Source organism: Methylobacterium sp. 391_Methyba4 (genome assembly GCF_029691625.1).
In the GTDB taxonomy this organism is placed as follows: Bacteria; Pseudomonadota; Alphaproteobacteria; order Rhizobiales; family Beijerinckiaceae; genus Methylobacterium; species Methylobacterium fujisawaense.
The window spans coordinates 5,735,794-5,758,444 of record NZ_CP121475.1; the positions used below are offsets into that span (position 1 = coordinate 5,735,794).

The window sequence follows — 22,651 nt, forward strand, 5'->3', positions numbered from 1 at the left end:
CCATGCCGGAAGCGCTTCCCTCCGCAGGCGAGATTCTGGCTTTCGCGACCGGGCTCGCCGACGCGGCCCGACCGGTGGCGATGCGCCACTTCCGCACGGAACTCGACATCATCGCAAAGGCCGATGCGAGCCCCGTGACCCTGGCGGACCGGGCGATCGAGACGCTCCTGCGCGAGCGGATTGCGGCGCGCTTTCCGGAGCACGGCATCGTCGGCGAGGAGATGGGTGTGACGCCGGGCCAGGGCCCGGTCTGGGTCATCGACCCGATCGACGGCACCAAGAGCTTCGTGACCGGGCTGCCGCTGTTCGGAACCCTGATCGCCCTCCTCGACGGCGGCCGGCCGGTGGTCGGCGTCATCGACATGCCGGCCCTCGGCGAGCGCTGGGCGGGCATGCCGGGCGCGGCCACGTTCAACGGGGCGCCGACCCGGGCCAGCACCTGCCGGTCCCTCGCCGCGGCGCGGTTCTTCACGACCACGCCCGACGGCTTTTCCGGTTCGGACGCGGCGCGCTACCGGCGCCTCGTCGACCGCGTCGGCATCCGGCGGTTCTGCGGCGACTGCTACGCCTACGGTCTGCTGGCCTCCGGCCATTGCGATCTGGTCGCGGAGACCGGTCTCCAGCCCTACGATTACCTCGCCCTCGTCCCGGTGATCGAGGCGGCCGGCGGTGTGATCACCGACTGGGCGGGCTCCGCGCTGACCCTCGACTCGGACGGGCGGGTGCTCGCCGCCGCCACGCCCGACCTGCACGAGGCCGCCCTCGACATCCTGCAGGATCGGGTTCCCTGACGTCCGACAGCGCGCCGGGAGCGCCCGCCATGGCCTACGCGACGATGATCGAAGGCACACGCTTCACCTTCCCCGACCTGCGCCGCCTGCTCGCCAAGGCGACGCCGGAGCGGTCCGGCGACCAGCTCGCCGGCCTCTGCGCCGACGGGCCGGTGGAGCGCCTGGCCGCGCAGATCGCGCTGGCGGACCTGCCGCTGAAGACCTTCCTGGCCGAGGAGCTGATCCCCTCGGAGGAGGACGAGGTCTCCGACCTGATCGCCCGCCGGCACGACGCGGCGGCCTTCGCGCCGGTCTCGTCCCTCACGGTCGGCGCCTTCCGCGAGTGGCTGCTCTCCCCCGCCGCCGACGCGCGGGCGCTCGCCGCCCTCGCGCCCGGCCTCACCCCCGAGATGGTCGCGGCGGTCTCCAAGATCTGCCGGCTGCAGGACCTCGTCGCGGTGGCCGCCAAGCGGCCGGTCGTGACGCGCTTCCGCTCCACGATCGGCCTGCCCGGACGCCTCGCCACCCGCAACCAGCCGAACCATCCGACCGATTCGTCCGAGGGCATCCTGATCTCGGCCCTCGACGGCCTGCTGATGGGCTCGGGCGACGCGGTCATCGGGGTGAACCCGGCCACCGATTCCCTGCCGGACTACATCCGCATCGTCGAGCTTCTGGAGACCCTGCGGCTGCGCCTCGACGTGCCGACCCAGCATTGCTGCCTCGGCCACGTCACCGTGGCGATCGAGGCCATGGCGAAAGGCGCGCCCGTCGACCTCGTGTTCCAGTCGGTGGCCGGCTCGCAGAAGGCCAATGCCGGCTTCGGCGTCGACCTCGCCGTCCTGCGCGAGGCCTCGGAGGCGGCGCGGGCGCTGGGCCGCTGCCCGGCGGGCGGCCAGGTCATGTATTTCGAGACCGGGCAGGGCTCGGCCCTTTCGGCCGACGCCCATTGGGGCGTCGACCAGCAGACCATGGAGGCGCGCGCCTACGCGGTGGCGCGCGAGTTCGACCCGCTCCTCGTCAACACGGTCGTGGGCTTCATCGGCCCCGAATACCTCTACAACGGCAAGCAGATCATCCGGGCCGGGCTGGAGGACCACTTCTGCGGCAAGCTGCTCGGCCTGCCGATGGGCGTGGACGTCTGCTACACCAACCACGCCGATGCCGACGGCGAGGACATGGACGCGCTCCTGACCCTGCTCTGCGCGGCCGGCGTCAACTTCGTCATCACCGTGCCGGGGGCGGACGACGTGATGCTGAACTACCAGTCGCTGTCCCACCACGACGCGGTCTTCGCCCGCGAGACCCTGGGCCGTCCGCCGGCCCCGGAATTCGAGGCGTGGCTGCGCGACGTGCGCATCACGGACGCGCAGGGCCGGCTCACCAGCGCCACGGGTGAGTTGCCCCCGGCCCTCGCCGCGGCCACCCGGCTCCTGCCTGGGAGGGCCGCGTGAGCGACCCGACCGAGCCGGCCAAGCCGGCCCACGCGGGCACCCCGACGCTGCGCGATCTGCGCGGGCTGACCCAGGCCCGCATCGCCCTGGGCGCGCACGGCGCCGGCCTTCCCACCGGCGCGGCGCTCGCCTTCGGCCTCGACCATGCCCGCGCCCGCGAGGCGGTCTGGACGCCCCTCGACGCGGCCGCGATCCGCACAGCGCTGCGGGCCCAGGGCCTGGAGTCGGTGGAGGTCCGCTCCGCCGTGTCCGACCGGACGGAGTACCTGCGCCGGCCGGACCGGGGCCGCAGCCTCGCTCCGGAATCCGCCACGGTGCTCGACGGGCACGGGCCGGGCTTCGACGTCGCCATCGTGATCGCGGACGGGCTCTCGGCGACGGCGGTCGCGCTGAACGCGGTCCCCGCCGCCGCGGCGCTCGCGGCGCGGGTGCGCCGGGCGGGCTGGAGCCTCGCCCCGGTGGTCGTCGCGAGCCAGGGGCGGGTGGCGATCGGCGATCCCATCGGGGCGCGGCTGGGGGCGCGTTGCGTCGTGGTGCTGATCGGGGAGCGGCCCGGCCTGTCGGCCTCGGACAGCCTCGGCTGCTACGTGACGTTCGGCCCGGAGCCGGGGCTGGCCGATTCCCGGCGCAACTGCCTCTCGAACATCCGGGAGGGCGGCCTTTCGGTCGAGGCGGCCGCCGGGCAGATGGAGGCGCTGCTGCGGGCGATGCTGGCCCAGGGCACCAGCGGCGTCGCGCTGCGCCGGGAGGATCCCGCCGATCCGACGCCGGCTCTGCCGGCCGGGTAGCCCCCGCCGCCTTCGCGGCGGGGCGCTATCCCTTCAAGCCCGGAGGTCGGGGGCCGCGCGGTGGCGGGTCGCCTGCTCGTAATCGTAGGCGAGCCCGAGGAGGTCGGCCTCGCTCCAGAGCGGCCCGACGAAGATCAGGCAGAAGGGCGAGCCCGAGGCGTAGCGGCCGGCCGGCACGACCACGCCCGGCAGCCCGGCGATGTTGATCTCGCACACGGTGGTCTCGTGGATCGTCTCCGACCCGTGCAGGGACGGCACCGCGTCGCGGGTCTGCGGGAAGACCAGGGCGTCGAGACCCTGCTCCGCCATGACCGCGGTGAAGATGTCGAGGTAGCGCTCGCGCGCCGCCAGGAAATCCGAGAGATCCGGCGGGGCGAGGGGATCCGCGCGACAGGCCGCGAAGGCCGGCACCTGATTCATCCAGTCGAGGACGCCGCCCGGGGCCAGGGGATCTTCCGCCTTCGTGGCGGCATCGAATTCGGCGAGGGTCCGGTAGGCGGCCTGCGGACCGAGCCGTTGCAGATAGTGGTGGAGGTCGTAGAGCACGCTCTCGATGCCCCGGGCATCGTAGTGATCGAGGCCGGCGACGGGCTGGCCGAGTTCCGCGAAGCCGCTGCCCGCGAAGGGATCGGCCACCAGGGTGGCGCCCCGTGCGGCAATCTCATCCTGGGCCCGGGCGTAGAGCTGGATCGTCTCCGCGGAGAGGGCCCGGTCGCGCCAGCCCGGCCCGTAGAGCCCGAGGCGTTTGCCCCGCAGGGCCGTCTCGGACAGCTTGGCAGCGTAGCCGCCCTTCGGACGGCGGCCGATCCCGGCCACGGTCTTCGGATCGGCCGCGGTGTAGCCGGCCAAGGCATCGAGGGTCAGCGCCGCATCGCGCACGCAGCGGGCGATCGGTCCGACCACGTCGCGCGTGCTGCCGGCGAGCGGCACCACCCCGGTATTGGGCACCAGGGCGAAGGTCGGCTTGATGCCGACGAGACCCTGCGCCGAGGCCGGGTTCTGGATCGAGCCGCCGGTCTCCTCGGCGAGCCCCAGCACCGCGAGGCTGGCGGCGACGGCGGTCGCGGTGCCGGCGCTCGATCCGCCGGGCAGGAGGTCGGGCGCCATGGCGTTGAGCGTCGGGCCGGCCCAGCTGTCGTTGGCGTGGCTGCCCGTGGCGCTCAGCACGGGCACGTTGGTCTTGCTGAGGATGACGCAGCCGGCTGCGCGCATCCGTGCCACCACGGGCGCGTCGGTGGCGGGCATCAGGTCGACGCCCCCGGCCTTGGCGCAGAGGAAGTGCCAGCCGGCCGTGGTTGGCAGGCCGGCGACGTCCATCGTGTCCTTGATCACGACCGGCACCCCGGCCAGCGGCCCGAGGGCCTCGCCGGCGGCCCGGCGGCGGTCGATCGCCCGCGCCTCCTCGACGGCGTGCGGGTTGAGGAAGATTACCGCGTTGTAGCGCGGGTTGTAGGTCTCGATCCGGGCCAGGAAGGCTTGGGTCAGGGCCTCGGCCGTCACGCCGCCCGCGAAGGCGGCCTGGGCGTCGGCGACGGTCATCTCGGACAGCATCCCGGCAAGATCGGGCGCGTCGGTCGGGGCGGCATCCATCGGAAACTCCGGGCTTGGGACGGACAGGCGGGGCGTCGGCGGCTCAGGCCATGCCGACGAACTCGTCGATCAGCGATCGGTCGCGTGCGACCTCGGGCGGGACCTCGCGGGTGATGACGCCCTTCTGAAGGATCAGGATGCGCTCCGAGAGGCCGGTGATGCAGGTGAGGTTCTGCTCGACGAGGAGCAGCGCGATCCCGCGCTCGCGCCCGATCCGCAGGAGGATCTCGATGATCTCCTCGATGATCGAGGGCTGGATGCCCTCCGTCGGCTCGTCCAGCAGCAGGATGGTCGGCCCGCCGCACAGGCAGCGGGCGAGCGCCAGCAATTGCTGCTCGCCGCCCGACAGGGCGCCCCCGGGCCGGTCGAGATAGGCCTTCAGCCGGGGGAAGGTGGCGAGGATGTCGGCGATGGTCTCGTCCTCGCCGCGCTTCGACAAGAGGCAGCCCATGCGCAGGTTCTCGCGCACGCTGAGCGCCGGAAAGATCTCCCGGCCCTGGGGGACGTAGCCGAGGCCCATCCGGGCCCGGGCCGTCGGGCTGCGCCGGGTGATGTCGGCCCCCTCGAACCGGACCTGTCCGGCGGTGGCCGGCAGGTAGCCCATCAGGGTGCGCAGCAGCGTGGTCTTGCCCATGCCGTTGTGGCCGAGGATGCCGACGAACTCCCCCGGGCGTACCGCGAGGGTGACGCCGCCGAGGATCGGGATGCGGCCGTAGCCGGAATGCAGGCCCTCGACGGAGAGGAGCGGCGGGCTGGCGGGGTCGGTCATGTCAGGCGGCCTGCTTGCCGAGATAGACGTCGCGGACGCGGGCATCGGCCAGCACAGCGTCCACCGTATCCTCCATGAGGATCCGGCCCTGGTTGAACACCGTCACGGTCTTTGCGATCATCCGGATGAACGGCATGTCGTGCTCCACCACGATGAGGGCGTGGGTGCGGTTGATCTCGCGGATCAGCTCCGCCGTGCGGTGGACCTCCTCGTGGGTCATGCCGGCGGCGGGCTCGTCCAGGAGGATCAGCTCGGGCTCCTGGGCCAGCACGGTAGCGATCTCGACCCATTGCCGCTGGCCGTGGGCGAGCTGGCCGACGGTCCGCCCGGCGATGCCCGTGAGGTTGAGGCGGGTCAGCGTCTCGTCGACGATGCGGCGGGTGCGGGCGATGGACTTGCGCCGCCCGGCCGCCACGAAGACGTTCTCGTGGACCGAGAGGCCGTTGAACACGTTGGGCACCTGCGTCTTGATGCCGACGCCGAGCCGCGCGATGGCGTGGGGCTCGGCCCCGGTGATGTCGGTGTCGCGCAGGCGGATCCGGCCCTCGGTGGGCTTGAGCTGCCCGGTCAGGATCTTGAAGAAGGTGCTCTTGCCGGCGCCGTTGGGGCCGATCAGGCAGCGCAGCTCGACCTCCCCGAGGGTGAAATCGACATCGGCGACCGCGGTCACGCCGCCGAACCGCATGGTCACGCCGCGAGCCTCGACGAGGGGGCGCAGCGGCGCGCCGTGATGGCCGGTGAGCGGGCTGAGGGCGTTCATCGTGCGCTCCCCGTGGCGAGCCCGTCCTGCGCCGTGCCGGCGACCCTGCGCGGCCGCCGCTCCAGCAGGCGCAGGCCGAGGCTGCGGGCGACCGGGACGAGGCCCTGGGGCACCAGCAGAACGAAGCCGACGAGGACGAGACCGAGGCCGAGGTTGGAATCCACCGCGCTCTGGCTGCCGGCGGCGATGATCAGCGCCTGGATCAGCACCGCGCCGAGCATCGGCCCGATCAGGGTGCCGAGACCGCCGACCAGCACGTAGATGATCACCTGCGCCGACATCGGCAGGGCGAAGACCGTCGGGCTGATGAAGCCGCCCCAGTTGGCGTAGAGGCAGCCGGCGAGGCCCGCGACCCCCGCGGCGATCATGAAGGCGATGAGCTTGTAGAGGCGCGGGTCGTAGCCGATCAGCTGCGCCCGGGTCTCGTTCTCGCGGATCGCCACCACCACGCGGCCGAGGCGGCTCGCCAGGATCCCCCGCAGCAGGGCGTAGACGAGGACCAGCGCGCCCATCGCGGCGTACCAGATCCCCTCGATGTCCAGGGGCTCGTCGGGATGGCCGGGCGCGTTGAGGGCGGGGATCGCCGGGATGCCGTTGAAGCCGCCGAGTTCCGCCACGCCGATCCGGTACTGGCTGCCCGAGGTGGCGTTGACGAGCTGGAACAGGATCACCGACACGGTGAGCGTGATGACGCCGATATAGGCGTCGCTGATCCGGCCGTAGAACATGAAGTAGCCGAGCAGGCCGGCAAACAGCATCGGCACCAGGATCGACAGCAGCACCGGCACGCTGCTGTCGCCCATGTTGAGGACCGCGACCGCGTAGGCGTAGCCGCCGAGCCCCAGGAAGGCCGCCTGCCCGAAGCACATCACCCCCGCGAAGCCCCAGACGAAGCCCTGCGAGAGGCCGAACATCGCGAGCGCCGCGAAGCCGGTGCATTGAACGAGGCCGAACGTATCGAGGGCGTGCGGCGCCCCGAACAGGATGGCGAGGCCGAGGGCCAGGGTCGCCAGGAATCCCGCGGCGGAGAGCCGGCGGGCGGGGGCTGCGGAGGTCATAGGCTGCGCCTCAGGTAGCGGCCGGTGATGCCTTGCGGGAGGACGCGGATCAGCAGGATCGCCGCGACGAGGAGGGCGACGTCGCCGATGACCGGCGTCGTCTTGAACGAGACGAGTTCGTTGATGACGCCGAACAGGCTGGAAGCGAGGCCGGTGCCGGTGACGATGGCGGGGCCGCCGCCGAGAACGGTGATGAAGGCGCGGGCGATGTAGGCCGCGCCCATGGCCGGGGAGACGCCCGAGATCGGGGCAAGGACCCCGCCGGCAAGGCCCGCCAGGGCGGCGCCGAGGGCGAAGGTCGCCATGTAGATGCGGTTCGGCTGCACCCCTAGCGCCGCGGCCATGCGCGGGTTCTGCATGGTCGCGCGCAGGATCAGGCCGAACTTGGTGAAGCGCAGCACCAGGAACATCGCTCCCAGCGCGGCCAAAGCCGTCGCCACGATGACGAGGCTGTAGAGGCTCGCCCCGTAGCGCCCGATGTCGAAGCTGCCGACCGGCGTCGAGACCCCGCGCACCACGTTGCCGTAGAGCGTGGTGATCAGCCCGATCAAGCCCAGGCTGATACCCCAGGTGGCGAGCATCGTGTCCATCATCCGCCCGTAGAGGAAGCGGATGACGGTGCGCTCCAGGATCAGCCCGATCACGCCGACCACGAGGGGCGGCAAGACGAGCATCGCGATCCAGATGTTGACCCCGGCGCCGCTCGCCATGACCGCCGTGTAGGCGCCGAGCATCATGAACTCGCCGTGGGCGAGATTGATGATGCGCATCATCCCGTAGATCACCCCGAGACCCAGGGTGATCAGCACCAGGGTGGCGATGCCGGTGAGGACGTTGAAGGCGAGCAGTCCCGCGAGGTCCATCGCCCTCAGCCCTTCAGGTCCGGCGTGAACTGCTTGTTCGTGCGCGGGTTCTTGATGAGATCGCAGGCGCCGCCGGTATCGGCCGGGAACGAATCCGGGAAGGTGGCGAGGATCTCCCACTTCCGGTCCTTCGGCCGGGCCAAGTAGGTGTTGCGGATGGTGTGGTGGGTGGCGCCGTCCATCGTGACCTTGCCCGTCGGGGACTCGATGGACAGGCCGCTCTCCAGGGCGGCGATAACCTTGTCGCGCTCGATCGAGCCGGCCTTCTTCACCGCCTCGGCCCAGAACAGGATGCCTTCGTAGGTGGCGGTGTCGAGCTCGCTGAGATCCGTGACGTCGGCGCCGAACTTCGCCTGCATGCCGGCGACGAAGGCCTTGCTCGCGGGTGTGTCGAGGTCGTTGTACCAGCCGTAGCAGGTGATGATCCCGTTCGTCGTGGAGGGATCCATCGTCGTCAGTTCGTCGCCGAGCCCGAACACGCTCGACCCGACCGGGATCTTGGACTTCATGCCCGCCGCGTCCCATTGGCGATAGAAGCCCGAATGGTTGGCGCCGACCAGTGCCGAGAGGACGAGATCGGGCTGCGCCTGCTGGATGCGGCTGATCGCGGACGAGAAGTTGGTGACGTCGAGGGGGAAGAAGTCGGTGCCCAGCACCGAGCCGCCGCCGTCCTTCATGAACTTCGTCATCCAGCTCGCGGTGATGTGTCCGTAATTGTAGTCCGCCGCGATGATGTAGGCCTTCTTGCCCCAGGTCTTGAGGGCATAATCGACGATGTGGTTGACGGTCTGCGCGGGGGTCGACCCGGTGCAGAACACGTTGCGGTCGCAGACGCCGCCCTCGTACTGGGTGTTGTAGAAGTAGAGAGTCCTCGCGCGGTCGAAGATGGGCCGGATCGCCTCGCGCGAAGCCGAGGTGATTCCGCCCTGGATGACGTCGACCTTGTCCTTGAGCGCGAGCTGCTGGGCATACTGGGTGTAGAGCTGCATCGACGATTGCGTGTCGTAGGCGATGAGCTGGATCGGCCGCCCCAGCAGCCCGCCGGCCTTGTTGAGTTGCTCGACCGCGTACTCGGTGGTCTCGATCATCCGCTTGCCTTCGAGGCCCAGCGCGCCCGATCCGTCGAGCAGGCTGCCGAGCTTGATCGGTTCGGCGGCGAGGCCCTTCCGCGCGACGAACGGCATCGCGACGGTGCCGGCTGCGGACGCCATCGCCAGTTTCAGCACCTTTCGACGGTCCATCGCACTCATCCCCCGAACTCCTCTTGACGTCGCGCTTCGGGTCCGGTGACCGGAAGCGGGTGCAAAGGACATTCGCAAGGTCGATGCCAATCAATCTCACAGATCGGTCAAAAATCGGAAGCGCGGCATCGGCGGAAGCGACGGGACGAGGCGCAGGCGGGGCATCGTGACAGCAGACAATCCACACAACGATCACGACGCCGCGGCAGTGAACCGGGCCACGGTGCGGTCCTACCAAGCATGGTGTCCCGTCGGAGGGTCTCGCACGCACGCCGGCCTTCAGCGACGAGAACGCTCTCCGTCCCTCTCAGGCCTCTTGAGGCCGACAGACCGTCCGCCGGAGCTTGAACGCGGGGACAGGGCGTCAATCGACACCCCATCCCATTGCGTCGGAGGCCAGAAGTCAGCGTTCCGGATAGGCTTCCCGCGCCTTCCCGAACATGATCCGGTGGCGCATCTCGCGGAAGGTGCTCGCGACGCCGTCCTCTCGAGTGAGGAGCGAGACGGCGACCGCCACGATGAAGGACAGCGGCATACTGATGATGGCCGGGTTCTTCATCGGGACGAACCACCAGGCTCGCGAGGCGTCGGCGAGGTTCTTCCCGAGCATGTCCACCTGAACGGTGGGTGACAGCCCTATCATCAGGAGGGCGGAGAACGTCCCGACGCCGATGCTGGCGACCGCCGCCGGGGTCATGAACCGCTTCCAGGTGATGGACAGAAGCAGCGCGGGAAAGTTCGCGGAGGTCGCGACGGCGAAGGCGAGCCCGGCCATGAACGCGACGTTCTGACCCTCGAAGACGATGCCCAGGAACACCGCCAGGGCGGCGATGGCGACCGTCGCGATCCGCGCGACCGTGAGCTGCTCGGACTCGGAGGAATGCCCCTGGCGAACGACGTTGACCCAGAGGTCGTGGCAGACCGTCGCCACCCCGGACAGCGTCAGTTTTGCGACGACCGCAAGCATCGTCGCGAACGCCACGGCGCAGATGAAGCCGAAAACCCGCTTCCCCCGACCGTGAGGGCGAGTTCCAGGAAGAAGGTTAGGTCATTCCAATCGAACATGCCGCGCCCTGAGCCGATCGAAGCGTAGCTCGTTCGCTTGAGCCGCGGAAGTGGCGGGCGTCGCCACGAATGCTGGCAACCCTGGCCGAGCAGACGATCGCAGGACAGGACAGCATCCACATCATGGCGGAATCGGACCTTATGGGATCGCAGGCAAACTCGCGGGCTGACACGCTCTTCGACAATCGAAGGTGGAGCGTCCTGTGTGGAAGGCGCCCGCATTGCAAGTGACGAGTTGGGCTTCGGACGCGTTGGTCGGGTGCAGTCTTGTGTCCGGCCTGTCGATGCAGGCGTTGATGTTGACCGCTGGCCCTGATGGTATCCGCGCGCTGGGTCCCACTCTGCTTTGCGGGCCATGACGCCGACGACGTATTCCGGGGTGTCCCGCCTCCCGGTCTGACCGGTTCGCCATCAAGTCTCATCGTCCGCGCAACCTGGAAAAGTCTCCTCGCCGTGCCGTCAGGCGGCAATGGCCGCCGGTATGCGGTCGCTACCGCCGCGGGTCATGATCGCCCAGGCGACCCGTGCGGTGCGATTGGCCGCCGCAACAGTCACAACGCGGACCGGCTTGCGCTGGAGCAGCGCCGGCAGCCGCGGGTCGATCGAGGTCGGCATCGCCTTCGCGCGCCGGACCAGAGGGGGCAGGCCGATCACGAGCAGGCGGCGCAGGTCGCGGTCGCCCATGCGCGAGACCCGGGCCAGGCGCTCCTTGCCGCCGCTGGAGTTCTGCAGCGGTGTCCGGCCCAGCGAGGGGGCGAACCGTCGACCATTGCGGAAGCGCTCGGGCTCACTCACCGAAGCGGCCAGCGCCGTCGCCGTCGCCGAGACGATGCCGAGACCGGGGATCGTCGCCAGGCGCCGCGACAGGTCACTGTCCCGATGCCAGGCCAGCAGCGCCTTCTCGAGCCGGGTGAGCGGGATCTGCACGGCGCCGATCTGATCGGCCAGCCCGGTCACCACGACGGTGGTAATCTCCAGGGGGATGGCTCCTGCAGCCGCGTGGCTGCTGCGTCGACAGCGACCACATCGTGGCACTCAGGTGCCGTCAGTCGGAGCGGGCGCCATCCACGCCATCTGCTTCCAGACGCACCGATGAAAAAGCGGACGCTGGTCGACACGCCTCGATGGTCGTTGCGGGCAATGTTCTGCCCGCGGCATAGAGCCTCGACCTTGCCCTCCAGCCCGCCTCCGCCGCATCCGGAAAACCGGACGACGGCATCGATGCTCCGGGCGTGCGACGCCGGAAGCTCACCACCGGCATTGTTGGGGCTGCGCTCTGCGAGCTGAGTCTAACGGTGGCTGCACTCGCGTCACGAGTGGTCGCGACAGCAGCGCGCCGGCGGTCGCTTGCCTGTTCGCGGCGCTCTACGGGCTCGGAATTCTCAGTCTGGTCGAGGGTCGACGCTGTTCACACCGCCTCAACTTCGGGATGCCACGGTGAAGCCGCACGGATGGCAAGGCGCTTCGTCGAGCTTGTGTCAAACAACTGCCCAGACGGACGCTAAGCGGACATGCCTTCGACTTGGACGTTGCGAGGATCCTCCAGAGCGCGCCGGGCGATCCGATTGGCACGACATCCAACCTTGTCCGCAACGTCGCTTACGAGGGCAGGCATCGTCCTTGCCGTGGTCCTCACCGGGGCCGGGATTCTCGTGGCGCAAAAGCTCTACGACCTGGAGATCCGCAGCACCGAGCGAAGCCTTGTCAGCCTCACGACCCTGCTTTCCGAGCAGGCCGACAGGTCGATGCAGGCGATGGAGGTCATTCAGCTGGACGTGGCGAGGGAGCTTGCCAGCGCTCGATCGTCGGCCGACCGCTCGTTCGCGTCGCTTGGCTCGAGCACGGCCATGCACGACAAGCTTCGTGCCAGCGTCTCGGCCCTACCCCAGGTCAAGGAGATATCAATCATCGACCTCCAGGGCAGGACGATCAACTCCTCGATCGACCGGCCTGCAGATAAAGAATCGTCCCGTCCTTCTTTCCTCGAAGATCTCGGCCGTGATCCCTCCGAACGGAAGATCATCGTCGCCGGCACGGCCCGGCCGGACGGTTCAGGCCTGGATCTGATCGTCGCCCACCGCATCGCGGACATCGATGGCCGATCCGTCGGCTACATGATCGGAGCCGTAGACCTCCGCTACTTCGAGCGGCTCTATGCCAGGGTCTCCCCCGACGAGGCCGACGTCATCTCGTTCGTCCACACGGATCTGACCATGCTGGCACGCCATCCGCGTCCGCCCGGCGCGATCGGACGCAAGGTCCCGCCGCTCAAATGGATGCGGGTCCAAGGGGCGGAACGTCCCACCTCCGGCGTGGAACGCATGACGACACCGATCGACGGGCAGGATCGGATCGTCGCGGCCCAGCTCATGGAGCATTATCCGATCATCATGGGCACGAGCCGCACCATCTCGGCGACGCTGACCCCATGGCGGGCGCAGACCCTGCCCTTGACCGCGACGGTGGCGCTGCTCGTCGGCGGCGTGTTTTTCATCGTCAGGATCGCCAAGGCGCAGCTTCGCGCCCAAGAGCGCCTCGCCTCGTCCAGCGCGGCGCAGGCTGCCGCCGAGGAAAGGGCATCGGCGGACCGCCGCCTGCGGGACGAATACGCCCGGTTCGGGACCGCATTGGATAGCATGAGCCAGGGGGTGCTGCTGCTCGACCACGAGAGCAGGCTCGTCGTCCTGAACGCCCGCATGACCGAGCTGTTCGACATCCCGCCGCTCCTACGCGAAGCGGGTAGCCCTCTCGATGTCCTGCTCCGTCAGATCATCGCCTCCATGTCGAAGGCCGAGGGAGATCGACTGTCGGATATCCTCGCCGCCAGTGTGAGGGAGAGCCGCCCGGCGGCACTGGTCTGCGATCTGACCGACGGCCGCATCGTCGGCGTGACGACCGCAGCCGTGCCGAGTGGCGGCATCGTCTGCACCTTCGAGGACATCACGGAACGGCACCGCGCCCAGGCCATGATCGCCCATATGGCGCATCACGACGCGCTGACCGGGTTGCCGAACCGCGTCCTGTTGCAGGAAGCCACCGGTCGGCTGCTGGCCGAACGCGGGCGCACGCCGATGGATGGCGGCGGGGGGGGCATTGCTCCTGCTCGACCTGGACGGCTTTAAACAGGTCAACGACGTCCACGGCCATCCCCTCGGCGATGCGCTGCTTCGGGCGGTCGCGGCGCGGCTCTCGGCTCTGATCGCCGCCCCCGACGTCCTGGCGCGCCTCGGCGGGGACGAGTTCGCCGTCGTGCGATTCGGGCAGGACGAAGAGGCGGATGCCGTTCGACTGGCCGAACGCATCGTCTCCGCTCTCGGAACCCCGTTCGTTATCGAGGGCGTCCACCTCTCGATCGGGACGAGCATCGGAGTGGCGCGGGCGGACGTGGCGGACGGCTCGCCCGAAACGCTACTGCGCAACGCCGACATCGCCCTTTACCGGGCCAAGGCCTCCGGCAGGCGCACATGGTGCCTCTACCAACCGCAGATGGAATGCGAGAACCGTGAACGGCGGCGGCTGGAGGAGGATCTCGGCTGTGCTCTGGAGAAGGGGCAGTTCGAGCTGCACTACCAACCCATCGTCGGAGCGGCGAGCCGCGCGGTGACCGGGTACGAGGCGCTGCTGCGCTGGCGCCATCCCACGCGCGGCCTCGTCCCGCCCGCCGAGTTCATTCCGATCTGCGAGGAGACCGGCCTCATCCGCGAGATCGGCTCGTGGGTCCTACAGCGCGCCTGCGAGGACGCCGCCGGTTGGCTGCCCGGCCTGCGCGTGGCCGTAAATCTCTCGGCCGTGCAGTTCCGAGAGAAGGAACTCGTCGCCGTGGTGGAACGCGCACTCGCACGTTCGGATCTGCCGGCGAAGCTGCTGGAGCTCGAGATCACCGAAAGCGTGCTCCTTCGGGACGACCTGACGAACCTGGAGATCCTGAAGGCTTTGCATCGGATGGGCGTGTCCATCATCATGGACGATTTCGGTACGGGCTACTCTTCGTTGAACTACATGCGTTGTTTCCCGTTCGACAAGATCAAGATCGACCAGACCTTCGTTCGGAACCTGTCGAATGGCAGCCAGGGCGTCGCCGTCATGCGCGCCGCCATCGCCCTGGGTCACGCGTTGGGCATCACGGTGCTCGCCGAGGGGGTTGAAACCGTCGAGGAGCGCGATTTCCTTGTCGCTGAGGGATGCGACGAGCTGCAGGGATACCTGTTCGGTCGACCAGAACGGATCATGGACGCGCGCCGTCGCTCAGTCGACCGTCACCCGCCTGCTTCATTCCGGAACCGCCGCAGTGCATAAAAGTTGCTGCGGCGCACGTCTCAACACCGTGCAGCCCATTTGTGGGCGTTTCTTCCCTGACTTGGGCCGCTCCTTCGGGAGTGGCCTTTCTCTCATTACGTTGTTGCCGCCCTGAACGTCCGGGCGATTTGCGTACGCCTTTCACAGACCGACATTTACGGCTGGTCTCGACAATGGCTGTGGGGAAAAGCCTGGGTTGTTAAGAGTGTCCGCCAGGGTGGTAGGGCGGGATGGACGCTTCGTAATGGGCGCGGACCGGGGCTACGTCTCGGGCGAGGAGATCCAGGCCTGCGAGTCTCGACCGCGAGATCGCCGAGCGTGCTCGCGAGCACGAGATGGCGCGCAGGCTGATGACCATCCCAGGTATGGGTCCGATCACCGCCACGGCGCTGATCGCCCTAGCTCCTGCAGCCGAAACCTTCGAGCTGAGCGGGCGGCTTTAAGCCGATCCGCTTTCGTAAGGGGATGTGGCGAAGCGGACAGCATGGTTGAGGCCGTGCTCCTGAAAAGCACGGCCTCGTTAGGCTCTATGCCGCCCTCACGGTGGCTAGGAAGCGCGCAACCTCAGCACTGAGGTGCTCTGACTGGCGCGACAACTCCGAGGCCGCGCCGAGGACCTGGCTCGCCGCCGCGCCCGTCTCCTCGGCCGCACCGGCAACACCCGCGATGTTGCTTGTCACCTCACCGGTACCCTGCGCCGCCTGAGAGACATTCCTGACGATCTCCTGAGTCGCCGCACCCTGTTCCTCGACGGCTGCGGCGATCGAGGTCGCAACGCCGCTGATCTCGCGGATCCGTTCGGTGATCCCGGTGATCGACGTGACTGCTTGACCGGTCGAGGCCTGGATCTGAGCGATCTGACCCGATATCTCACCCGTCGCCTTGGCGGTCTGCTCAGCGAGCGCCTTCACCTCAGACGCTACGACCGCAAAGCCGCGCCCTGCCGCGCCGGCGCGCGCCGCCTCGATCGTCGCGTTCAGAGCCAGAAGGTTCGTCTGCCCAGCGATCGAGGAGATCATTGTGACCACATCGCCGATGCGCGACACCGCGGCGCTCAGCTCCTGAACAAGTCCGCCGGTCTGACCGGCCTCGGTAACAGCGGTCCGCGCGAGACCCGCCGAGCCGGCCACCTGCCGACCGATCTCCTGAACGGACGAACCGAGTTCCTCAGCGGCCGCAGCGACGGTGTTGACGTTCGAGGCGGCCTCCTCGGCGGCCGCGGCCACCGTGGTCGACTGGCTCGCCGTTTCCGTCGCCGTGGCGGTCATGGTCTGCGCGGTCGCCTGCAGCTCGGTCGCTGAGGACGACACCAGGCCGATGATGCCGCCGACGGCGGCCTCAAAGCTGTCAGCCATCTGCCGCATGCCGGCCTTGCGTTGTTCCTCGGCAGCCAAACGGGCCTGGGCAGTCTCTGCTTCAAGCTGCCGGGTGCGGATCAGGTTGTCCTTGAACACCTGTACGGCGGCGGCCATCGCGCCAAGCTCGTCGCGTCGGTCGGCTCCGGGAACCGTGACAGAGGTATCGCCGGCCGCGAGCGTGCCCATCGTGGCCGTCATGCGGGTGATCGGGTGCGCGACGCGGAGGAGGCTGAACAGCGTCGCTCCAAGCGCAAGGACAAGGGCGACGACCATCGCGACGTAGGTCACGCGTGCTGTTTCGTCGACGTTGGACACGGTCGTGTCCGCCTCGTCCTGAGCACCCTTTCGATTGAGGGCCACAGCTTGTGTGATGATCTGAGACAGGCCTGAGTAGAGCCTCACGATCTCAGGCTGCGTAATCTCGGTTAGCGCCTCCGGCTGGCGGCCTGCATCCATCAGCTCGACCGCATGCTTGCCGATGGCTCCGAACTCGGTCCACTCTTGCACGAACCGATCGTGGAGAGCGCGCTCCTGGGGCGAGGAGATAAGCGCTTCATAGCGTTTGCTGACCTGTTCAGCGGCTTCGATTGCCGACAAGTACTGCTTACGATGCTCGGCCAGTTGCTGTGTGTCACGCGTCGCGGCTACGAGCCGGTACTGGCGCACGCGAGCCTTATCGACGGCTGAGTTCAGCTCGCCGAGCGTTTGAACGGAGGGCAGCCAGTTGCCTGCGACTTCGGTCGCGCTGTGACGGATCGCGCTGAGCTTGAGCAGCGTGAGGGCACTCTCGCCGGCTATAATGACTGCCAGTAAAGCAAAAAGGCCGGCAAGCGCGGCCTTGATCGAGATACGCATCGATGATCCGGCGGATAGTGGAACGCTACGAGGCGTCCGATGGCATACCATCCAGCAAGGGTTACCACCTGCCTAAACGGCTACGGGTATCGCGCAACCGTGAGATCTGTTTCTGCCGACAGGGTCGGCTCGACTGAAGGGCCGGACGCGGTATCACAGTGTAGATCACGGTTGCTCGCTCTCGAAGAACGACACGAGCAAGCTCGGCATGCGTCTAGGCCCGCAATCCCCCTGAGCCGACTTTGTGTGGCGGCCGGCGACTGACGGATTTCAAGAAGCCCGGGACATGTCCATGACGCCCGATCTGGGTCGTTATAGGAATGGCGGCTTTCGGTGATTTTCCGCTGGTCCTGTGTGGATGGCTCCCGCATTGCAAGTGGCGAATTGAGCTTCTGACGGGTTGGTCGGGTGCAGTCTTGTGTCCGGCCTGTCGATGCAGTCGTTCATGTTGACCGCTGGCCCTGATGGTATCCGCGAGCTGGGTCCCACTCTGCTTTGCGGGCTATGACGCCCTGGACTAGCGGCGGGGTGTCCCGGCTCCCGGTCTGACCGGTTCGCCATCAACTCTCATCGTCCTCGCAACCTGGAAACGTCTCCTCTGCGTGCTGTCAGGCGGCCGTGGCCGCCGGTGCGCGGTAGGTGCCGCCGCGGGTCATGATCGCCCAGGCGACCCGCGCCGTGCGATTGGCCGCCGCAACGGTCACCACGCGCACCGGCTTACGCTGCAGCAGCGCCGGCAGCCGCGGGTCGACCGAGGTCGGTGTCGTCTTCGCACGCCGGATCAGAGAGGTCATGCCGACCACGAGCAGCCGGCGCAGGTAGCGGTCGCCCATGCGCGAGATCCGGCCCAGGCGCTCCTTGCCGCCACTGCAGTTCTGCAGCGGTGTCAGGCCCAACGAGGCCGCGAACTGCCGACCGGAGCGGAAGCGTTCGGGCTCGCTCACCGAGGCGGCCAACGCGGTTGCCGACACGATGCCGACACCCGGGATCGTCGCCAGGCGCTGCGACAGGTCGCTGTCCCGATGCCAGGCGAGCAACTCCTTCTCCAGTCGGGTGAGCTGGATCTGCACGGCACCGATCTGATCGGCCAGCCCGGTCACCACGCGCTGGGCGAGCGGCGGCACCTCGGCCGCGTCTCCGGCCGAGAGCCGGGCCGCCAGTTCGAGCGCGTGCCGCAGGCCCCGCGCCATCTCGATCCCGAACTCGGCGAGCAGGCCGCGGATCATGTTCACCAACTGCGTGCGTTGCTTGACCAGCAGGTCGCGCGTCCGGTGCAGCGCCAGCGCCGCCTGCTGCTCGGTCGACTTCACCGGCACGAAGCGCATGCTCGGGCGCGTGACCGCCTCACAGATTGCAGCGGCATCGTTCGCATCGGTCTTGCCGCGCTTCACATACGGCTTCACGTAAGCCGGCGGCATCAGCCGCACGTCGTGGCCCAGGCTCATGAGCTCCCGGGCCCAGTGATGCGCCGTGCCGCACGCCTCCATGCCGACCAGGCAGCGCGGCAGCTTGGCGAAGAACGGCACGACCTGCGCCCGCCTCAGAGCCTTGCGCACGACGACGTGCCCAGCTGCGTCGACGGCGTGGACCTGGAAGATGCTCTTGGCCAGATCGATGCCGACGGTGGTGATCTCCATGGGGATGGCTCCTGCATGAGCGTGGCTGCTGCTTCGGCAGCGACCACATCTTGGCACCGAGATGCCGTCAGTCGGAGCGGGAGCCATCCACCCCATCTGCTTTCGGGCGACAAACGCTTCGAAGCGGACCTCGTTATGACGTTTGCGTTCGACCCGCCGCAATCACATCGGTCGGCGCATCATTTCGCGAACACCTCTTTGGCAGCGAACAGGCCATTGAGTGCCGCAGGAAAGCCTGCGTAGACGGCCATCTGCATAATGATCTCGGTAATTTCTTCGCGCGAGAGACCAACATTAAGGCCCGCCTCGATGTGGACCTTGAGCTGCGGGGCCGCATTGCCCATCGCTGTCAGAGCCGCGATGGTGGCGATCTCGCGGGCGCGCAGGTCGAGGCCGGGGCGGCTGTAGATGTCGCCGAAGGGGAACTCGAGCAGGTAGGTCGCGAAGTCGGGGGCAATGTCGGCGAGCGAGGCGACGACCTTCTCTCCGGCCTCGCCGTCGATCTCAGCGAGTGCCCGTCGTCCGCGTTCGAGCCGGCTTTCGCTGCCGCTGTGGGGGAATTTCGTCATAGGCCTGTGTCCTCTCGTCCGGACCGGCGTAGCCGGTGATCTTGGTGTCGAGGACGAGGAGGCAGGCTTGCAGGTCAGCCACGTGGGCGCGGACGCGCTCGCGGTGCTGCTCCAGCATGTCCCGGCGCTCAGCCTCGGTGACGACGCCGCTCTCCCGCAAGGCTGCGTAGCGCAGCATCTCCCGGATCGGCATTCCAGTCGTCTTGAGACGGCCAAGGAACGCGATCCAGATCAGGATCGATGCGTCGTAGTCACGTTGGCTCGATTGGTCCCGGTCGGCATAGGGAAGCAGTCCGATCCGCTCGTAATAGCGGATGGTGTGAGCGGACAGTCCCGAACGCTTCGCCAGTTCACCAATCTTCATGAGCACCGTTCTCGCCACGACGCATCTGAGGCTAGGGGTTTGAGTGCGCTCTAAGTCAAGGCCCTATCCAGCCGCTATGTCTCGGTTCGCGCCATACCGCGAGCCAAGGTCGATGGGTTCCTGCAAAGGACCGCTTTCGGAAAAACCTAACAACGGCCGGCACGGCCGGCTTGGGTCGCTTCCGGAATGGCGGCTCGGGGTGAATTTCGGCTCTTCCGCTTCCTTTACTGAGCACGGCAAAAGCAGACGACCGGATGGGTCCCGCTCCCGACACTGCAGCGCTTGCCGGTGCGCATCGTGCAGAGGCCGGCCCGTGATACAATCGGACAAGCTGTAGTGAGCGCCTGTCTTTGGTTCGCTAAGTTGATGATTGTAAGTGCATATGCCCATCGAGTAGGCAGCTAATAAATTAAGATATCTATCTTATCGTATGCCAAATTCAACACGCTGACCGCATTCCATGTCTGCTCTCGATGCTTGGGAATTACCAACCTCTTGTGGCATTTGGTGTTGGTATTCCAATGCCACAGCTGCCTTCGTGCCGTGGCTTAGTCAGTCCTCTGTGCCGCACGAGCAACTGATTGAACAAAATCGACGCTTCGATGCAGCCTTGGAGAATATGAACCAAGGCTTGTGCATGTTCGATGCGGACCGACGTTTGTTGGTCTGGAACAAGCGATATCTGGAGATCTTCGGACTTGAGGCTGACCAGTTGCATGTCGGAATGAGCCAGCGACAGATCATCGAGATCTTGGTTGGCCTCGGACGTTACGCAGCTGGCACCACGGTCGATGCTCTGAGTGAAGGCACTCGGACCTCGCTTATCGAGGGGCAGGCTACGTCAATCCTGCGGGAGCTCGCGGATGGGCGAACGGTCTCAGCGACTCACAGGGCGATGAGCGGCGGCGGGTGGGTCGCGACCTTCGAGGATGTGACTGAGCGCCGCCGCAACGAAGACCGTATTACCTACATGGCGCGGCACGACGCCCTGACCGATTTGCCCAACCGCATGGCCTTGCATGAGTTTGGCAACGGAATGCTGGGGCAGCCTATGCCGGGTCGTTCCCTCGCCGTGCTGTGTCTCGACCTTGATCGGTTCAAGCTCGTCAACGATGGGTTCGGCCACGCGGTGGGCGACCAACTTCTACGGTGTGTCGCTCAGCGGCTTCAGCGAGAAGTTCGTGAAGGAACTACCGTCGCGCGGATGGGGGGAGACGAGTTCGTCGTCCTGCACCGGGTCAAGGACCTGAAGGCGGCGGAAGCGCTGGCGCGGCGACTGATCGCGTCAGTCAGCGCGCCCTACGAGCTCGACGGATTGCGGGTTGAGATCGGTATGAGTGCCGGAATTGTGTTGTCCGGCGAGATGGATCGTGACGTCACTCAGCTTCTGCAGAACGCCGATCTGGCGCTCTACCAAGCAAAATCGGACGGGCGGGGGACGTTTCGGGTCTTCGAACCCCAGATGGACGAAAGCGCACGAGCCCGCCTCAACTTGGAGCGGGAACTGCGCGAGGCGCTGACCAATGAGCGCTTTGAGGTGCACTACCAGCCGCTCGTCAAACTCAGCAGCAACGACGTGACTGGCGTTGAAGCCCTGGTTCGGTGGCGGCACGCCGAGCGGGGCCTCGTGAGCCCTGCGGTGTTCATTCCCATCGCAGAAGAAACTGGCTTGATCGTACCGTTGGGCGAGTGGGTGTTGCGGCGGGCGTGCGAGGATGCCAAGCGATGGCCCGCTCACGTCGGGGTCGCGGTCAACGTATCGGCCCATCAGCTGCGCCAGCGCAACTTCGCGACGATGGTGTTCTCGATTCTATCAGAAAGCGGCCTCGATCCGAGTCGGCTCGAACTGGAAATCACCGAGAGCGTACTTCTGGAAGAAACCGATGCGAACCTTGAGACGCTGCACGTCTTGCGCAGTTTTGGTATCCGCATCGCCATGGACGACTTCGGCACCGGCTATTCCAGTATCAGCTACCTGCGCCGGTTCCCCTTTGACAAGATCAAGATTGATCGGTCCTTCGTGCGCGAGATCGGCGAGAAGCCCGAGGCGGCCGCGATCATTCGGGCTATTATCGGTCTCGGCCAGAGCCTCAATATGACGACCCTTGTGGAGGGTATCGAGACGGACATCCAGCGTAACGCTGTCCTCTCCGAGGGGGCTCATGAGATGCAGGGCTTTCTGTTCAGTCCTCCGCGCCCTGCCCAGGAAGTCGATGCCCTATTTAAAGTCGAGCATTCCAAGAATAAGGTGGCGTAAGTATCGCGGAAAAATTCAATTTTACCACGCGAGAGCCCGGTGCCGGATCTATGCGCCATGAGGTGACTCATTCGATTGACCAGGAACGCCGAGGCGACCCTATCGCGAGGAACGGATGGCGAAGCCCGGAGGCGTTCACGCCGAGTTCGACCTCCGCCAGCTGAAAGCTGCGTAGCGCAATTGCGAGGCCGTCGCCAAAGTCAGCCAATTCAGTGTCACTGATCCGCAACAAGGCAGCGGGGGTGTCTGCTAACAGGACAGCAACGCGTGTCGCGACATGACCGCGTCGGGTCGCAACCGAAACACCGGCCTCGCGATGAAGCGGACGTCACCGTTCCGCCCGCTCACGACCGATTTCGTTGAAAAACTCGCGGTCGGCCTGGATTGAGATTTGACCCGAGGCTTGGCCGAGGGGCTCCCGCCAGACGGTCAGGCTAGATCACGGCGCGAGGCTCCCGCTTCGATGGCCGTCACGACGCGTTCACGCAGATCGGCGGACAGGGCATCCGGCTCTCCTGATCAGAAAGCCGTGCATCGAATCACATCTCCGTCCGTGCCAAAACCCCAGACGACTCAACTCGCTCGGATCGCGCTCTAGGGTGGAACCGAGCAGTTGCAGGGCTCCGCGCCAACGCAATGCACATTCCATTATACCCTCCGCTGCGTGTCCGGAGCGGATTTGGCGGAGTGTCGAGGAACTTGGCCGGAAGTGCGGAGCGTCCCCCTTCTCCGCCAGTCGTCCCCCTGAAGTGCTCTGTGGATCCGGCCGTGTCGCGGTGCGTGGTGGCCGGGGTGATGCTCTGCCGCACATCGTCGAACGGCTTGCGCCGGCTCAGATCGGGCGCCTGCGCCGGGCGGCTCCGGTGACATTCGTCACGGTCGCCGCTCGTCCGATCCGCGCCTCGGCCTGAGATCCGGAGAGGCGGCCCTCGCCACGCCCGGAGGGCCGCGCATCGG

At 67.3% G+C, this 22,651-nt stretch carries 16 protein-coding genes and 3 pseudogenes; 7 read left to right on the forward strand and 12 right to left on the reverse strand.

Annotation, left to right across the window (positions count from 1 at the left end; translation table 11 throughout):
* Nucleotides 1-2: 2 nt before the first annotated feature.
* The 3 genes from hisN to eutC are packed head-to-tail and all read left to right on the forward strand — an operon-like array spanning nt 3 to nt 3,012.
* A complete protein-coding gene (gene hisN, locus P9K36_RS26975) occupies nt 3-791 on the forward strand; it encodes a histidinol-phosphatase (protein WP_111473494.1) in 789 nt (262 codons plus the stop codon).
* 29 nt (nt 792-820) lie between these two features.
* Nucleotides 821-2,224 carry an ethanolamine ammonia-lyase subunit EutB gene (locus tag P9K36_RS26980; RefSeq protein ID WP_278306244.1) on the forward strand — a complete coding sequence of 468 codons (1,404 nt, stop codon included), beginning with the start codon at nt 821-823 and terminating at the stop codon, nt 2,222-2,224.
* On the forward strand, nt 2,221-3,012 hold the full coding sequence (gene eutC, locus P9K36_RS26985) for an ethanolamine ammonia-lyase subunit EutC (protein ID WP_111473493.1): 792 nt from the start codon (nt 2,221-2,223) through the stop codon (nt 3,010-3,012). The genes P9K36_RS26980 and eutC overlap by 4 nt, the downstream gene beginning before the upstream one ends.
* A gap of 33 nt (nt 3,013-3,045) precedes the next feature.
* Here eutC and P9K36_RS26990 read toward each other — a convergent pair whose 3' ends face one another.
* From P9K36_RS26990 to P9K36_RS27025, 8 genes and pseudogenes are all read right to left on the reverse strand, one after another.
* Nucleotides 3,046-4,602, reverse strand: coding sequence for an amidase family protein (locus P9K36_RS26990; protein ID WP_111473492.1), 1,557 nt, complete (start codon nt 4,600-4,602; stop codon nt 3,046-3,048).
* A gap of 43 nt (nt 4,603-4,645) precedes the next feature.
* A complete protein-coding gene (locus tag P9K36_RS26995; protein ID WP_164706355.1) occupies nt 4,646-5,371 on the reverse strand; it encodes an ABC transporter ATP-binding protein in 726 nt (241 codons plus the stop codon).
* Between the two features lies 1 nt (nt 5,372).
* Nucleotides 5,373-6,131 (reverse strand): ATP-binding cassette domain-containing protein, encoded by a 759-nt coding sequence (locus P9K36_RS27000; RefSeq protein ID WP_111473490.1) that lies wholly within the window; start codon nt 6,129-6,131, stop codon nt 5,373-5,375.
* Nucleotides 6,128-7,189: a branched-chain amino acid ABC transporter permease gene (locus P9K36_RS27005; RefSeq protein ID WP_111473489.1), complete on the reverse strand. Its 1,062-nt coding sequence runs from the start codon at nt 7,187-7,189 to the stop codon at nt 6,128-6,130. Before P9K36_RS27005 ends, P9K36_RS27000 begins: the two co-directional genes overlap by 4 nt.
* A complete protein-coding gene (locus tag P9K36_RS27010) occupies nt 7,186-8,052 on the reverse strand; it encodes a branched-chain amino acid ABC transporter permease (protein ID WP_111473488.1) in 867 nt (288 codons plus the stop codon). Before P9K36_RS27010 ends, P9K36_RS27005 begins: the two co-directional genes overlap by 4 nt.
* A 5-nt stretch (nt 8,053-8,057) precedes the next feature.
* Nucleotides 8,058-9,293: an ABC transporter substrate-binding protein gene (locus P9K36_RS27015; RefSeq protein ID WP_111473487.1), complete on the reverse strand. Its 1,236-nt coding sequence runs from the start codon at nt 9,291-9,293 to the stop codon at nt 8,058-8,060.
* Nucleotides 9,294-9,696: 403 nt separating this feature from the next.
* Nucleotides 9,697-10,322: pseudogene (locus P9K36_RS27020) on the reverse strand (cation acetate symporter); the annotation flags it as partial.
* Between the two features lie 495 nt (nt 10,323-10,817).
* Nucleotides 10,818-11,318: pseudogene (locus tag P9K36_RS27025) on the reverse strand (transposase); the annotation flags it as partial.
* A 692-nt stretch (nt 11,319-12,010) separates the two neighbouring features.
* Between P9K36_RS27025 and P9K36_RS27030 the strand changes: the two are divergent.
* From P9K36_RS27030 to P9K36_RS27040, 3 genes and pseudogenes are all read left to right on the forward strand, one after another.
* Nucleotides 12,011-13,480, forward strand: coding sequence for a PAS-domain containing protein (locus tag P9K36_RS27030; protein ID WP_278306245.1), 1,470 nt, complete (start codon nt 12,011-12,013; stop codon nt 13,478-13,480).
* Nucleotides 13,452-14,654, forward strand: a complete 1,203-nt coding sequence (locus P9K36_RS27035) for a bifunctional diguanylate cyclase/phosphodiesterase (RefSeq protein WP_278306246.1) — start codon at nt 13,452-13,454, stop codon at nt 14,652-14,654. Before P9K36_RS27030 ends, P9K36_RS27035 begins: the two co-directional genes overlap by 29 nt.
* 284 nt (nt 14,655-14,938) lie before the next feature.
* Nucleotides 14,939-15,052 (forward strand): annotated as a pseudogene (locus tag P9K36_RS27040) (IS110 family transposase); the annotation flags it as partial.
* Nucleotides 15,053-15,181: 129 nt separating this feature from the next.
* Here P9K36_RS27040 and P9K36_RS27045 read toward each other — a convergent pair.
* The 4 genes from P9K36_RS27045 to P9K36_RS27060 form a co-directional block, all read right to left on the reverse strand.
* Nucleotides 15,182-16,867, reverse strand: coding sequence for a methyl-accepting chemotaxis protein (locus tag P9K36_RS27045; RefSeq protein WP_043759983.1), 1,686 nt, complete (start codon nt 16,865-16,867; stop codon nt 15,182-15,184).
* 608 nt (nt 16,868-17,475) lie between these two features.
* Nucleotides 17,476-18,504, reverse strand: a complete 1,029-nt coding sequence (locus tag P9K36_RS27050; RefSeq protein ID WP_043758515.1) for an IS110-like element ISMmg2 family transposase — start codon at nt 18,502-18,504, stop codon at nt 17,476-17,478.
* A 179-nt stretch (nt 18,505-18,683) separates the two neighbouring features.
* Entirely contained in the window at nt 18,684-19,073 is a 390-nt protein-coding gene (locus P9K36_RS27055; protein ID WP_043759985.1) for a carboxymuconolactone decarboxylase family protein, read from the reverse strand.
* On the reverse strand, nt 19,009-19,437 hold the full coding sequence (locus P9K36_RS27060; RefSeq protein WP_043759986.1) for a MerR family transcriptional regulator: 429 nt from the start codon (nt 19,435-19,437) through the stop codon (nt 19,009-19,011). Before P9K36_RS27060 ends, P9K36_RS27055 begins: the two co-directional genes overlap by 65 nt.
* 460 nt (nt 19,438-19,897) lie before the next feature.
* Between P9K36_RS27060 and P9K36_RS27065 the strand changes: the two genes are divergently transcribed.
* Nucleotides 19,898-21,694: an EAL domain-containing protein gene (locus P9K36_RS27065; RefSeq protein WP_078947229.1), complete on the forward strand. Its 1,797-nt coding sequence runs from the start codon at nt 19,898-19,900 to the stop codon at nt 21,692-21,694.
* Nucleotides 21,695-22,651: the final 957 nt, after the last annotated feature.